Raw genomic sequence first — 1775 nt, 5'->3', positions numbered from 1 at the left:
AATCGAACCACTGACGACCATCTTCATACATTTTTCCTTGTTTTAAAGATGGCAGGCTGCGAGCGATATTTTCTTCACTATAACCCTTACTTGCCTTATAAAAAACTTGGCTTTCTGCGACTGATTTTGAGACCAGTTCAAACATAACATTACCATCTGTAATGGTTTGTTGTGGTAATACCACATCAAATTTATTTGGCTCAATCTTATCTAGCACAGCTTGTAATTCAAGTTGTGCTGTTTTTAGACTTGTTAAAGTTTGCGTACCTTGATATTTAGATAGAGATTTTGCTACAGATAATTGGGCATTTTCACTTAAAGTTTCAAGTGCGCCAGATAGCTGAAAACCTTTTACTAAAAATGCTTCTTCCGTATGCGCTGATAAAGACGCTAAACCAAGCAATACTGATATTGCACTGAGCTTTAATTTGCTTTTTATGTTTTTCATAATAATAACCTGTTAAAAATATTTTATTGCATTTTCCGTAATTTTTTACAAGGTGGGTAAAAGCCCACACTGAGCTTTAACCCACGCAGTAAATAATACGAAAATAAAATGACTTCATTGCAGGATGAAATCTACCTTGTCAATTACTGACTACTGCTGTCCATCGTCAGCAACATTGGTACATACTGCTGCGCCATTACCACTTGAGAAACACGCCTTACCTTCAGAAATTGTCACTTGACTTGATGGTCTGGTTGTAAACTCATTTTGTGTGTTAACCGTAATGGTATTATTTGGTTCAATAAAACGTACAGCACTTACACCAAGTTTAGCTAATGTTTCTCTTTCTTCATCAGATAAATCTTTCACTTTCTCAAGGACGCGTTTCGCTTCAATTACCTCTTCTACGCTTGCTACACCTGGTTGGATATATTTCACATCAATTTCCTTGCCTCTTAAGCGCACAGTGTTTCTACCATTTTCCGAAATGATATTTAACCCATTTACTGTACTTAAATCCCCAGTGATATTCACACTGCTTGAGGTTTTCGCAGTCACGCTACCAGAGCCGCTTGCGTTAGTTGCATTTACTTCTGTACGGTCACCTGATGCCTTACCATTTAGTGTGGCGTCTTGTGCGTTAATAACCAAGGCGCCGCTGACTGCTTCAATATTTGAACCTGTTACGGTGGTTAAGGTGCCTGTAGTATTTAATGTCACATTAGCAGCATTAATGCTTCCTGCGATGCTACCATTCTGAGCCAAGAGGTCTACCTGACCCTTAGTTGAAGTGATGCTAGAACCGGCTTCAGTAGTCAAGGTATTCCCTGTTGCGGTTAAGGTTGCAGCTCCTTCTGTCGCACTAATGCTTGCGCTACCTCCAACAGTTAAACCGCCAGTATTTGCCGTAACATTTACCGTATTACCAGAAATCGTACCGCCAATTGTACCTGTTGCACTTGTTACATTAGCCTCACCCGATTTCGCTTCAATTTTTGAGCCGGATTTAGTGGTTAAATCACCGCTCGCGCTAACACTTACCGTGTTACCGGAAATCGTACCGCTGATATCACCTGTTTTGGTTGTAATACTTGCTTTGCCATTTGTTGCGTTAATGGTCGAGCCTGCTGTGGTGGTAACCTTTTCCGACGCGGTGATATTTACTGTTTTGAGAGAAGTAATATCTTTGTTTACTTCTACATTTTTTGCAGTAATAGTTAAGCCGGTATCGTTGTCGCTATTGCTTTCAGCTCCGCCATTGCTGCTAGATGTTTTCACTTTGCTATTTAGTGTCACATTGTGACCGTCAGCAGAGATTTTTGAATCT

At 40.0% G+C, this 1775-nt stretch carries 2 pseudogenes; both read right to left on the bottom strand.

Going from position 1 to position 1775, the window contains the following annotated elements:
- Positions 1-448, bottom strand: a pseudogene (locus tag HMPREF2813_RS09465) (ShlB/FhaC/HecB family hemolysin secretion/activation protein); the annotation flags it as partial.
- Between the two features lie 150 nt (positions 449-598).
- A pseudogene (locus HMPREF2813_RS09460) lies at positions 599-1775 on the bottom strand (DUF4097 domain-containing protein); the annotation flags it as partial.

Source organism: Haemophilus sp. HMSC066A11 (assembly GCF_001811665.1).
GTDB classification, from domain to species: domain Bacteria; phylum Pseudomonadota; class Gammaproteobacteria; order Enterobacterales; family Pasteurellaceae; genus Haemophilus; species Haemophilus influenzae.
The sequence above is the reverse complement of the archived record's forward strand: the minus strand, read 5'-3'. Positions and strand labels throughout refer to the sequence as shown.